Below are 772 nucleotides of genomic sequence, written 5' to 3' on the forward strand. Positions count from 1 at the left end.
CCTGGGCTCTAGACTGAAGTGCAACACCTCAACTGAGCCAATGACTTGAAGCGATGGGTCAAGCATATTCAAGCCTGAGCATGGAGGAGCGCACGCAGATCAGCCTGCTGCTGAGCCAGGACGTCAAGCCCAGCGAGATCGCTCGGCAACTGGGCCGGGCCAGGTCGACGATCACCCGGGAGCTGGGGCGCAACAAGGCTGCGGGCAAGGCCTACTTGGCGGCCACGGCCCAGCAGGTGGCCCAGCGCCGGCGCACGGCGGCCAAGGCCGGCCAGCGCAAACTCGGGCCGCTGCTGGATTCGCCCCTGGGCAAATGGGTGCGTCGCGAACTGTGCCGTGCGTTGTCGCCGCAGCAGATTGCGGGAAGACTGCGCCGCATGCATCCTGAAGATCCTTCCCAGCGCGTCTCGCACGAGACCATCTACCAAGCCGTCTATCTGGTGCCCCGGGGCGAATTGCGCACTGAACTGGTCAACGCCCTGCGTCAGAGCCGGGGCAAGCGCATGCCCAGGGCCCGCGGCACCAGCCGCCAAGGCGGCGCCATCGTCAACATGACGCCGCTGAGCGAGCGCCCGCCTGAGGTGGACTCGCGCGCGGTGCCCGGCCATTGGGAAGGCGATTTCATCAAGGGTGCCCGCAATGCCAGCGCCATCGGCACAGCCGTTGAGCGCTACAGCCGCTTTGTGCTGCTCACGCAGATGAACGGCTGCACCGCCGCACATGCCCTCGAAGGCTTCAGCCGGCGCTTCAAGACCGTCATGCCCGAACTGCG

At 66.5% G+C, this 772-nt stretch carries 1 protein-coding gene; it reads left to right on the top strand.

Annotated elements, in window-relative coordinates:
- Positions 1–53: 53 nt before the first annotated feature.
- A partial coding sequence (locus G3A44_RS23170; RefSeq protein WP_163460117.1) for an IS30 family transposase occupies positions 54–772 on the top strand: 719 nt, incomplete at its 3' end.

It is taken from the genome of Ideonella livida, from assembly GCF_010499455.1.
GTDB classification, from domain to species: domain Bacteria; phylum Pseudomonadota; class Gammaproteobacteria; order Burkholderiales; family Burkholderiaceae_C; genus Ideonella; species Ideonella livida.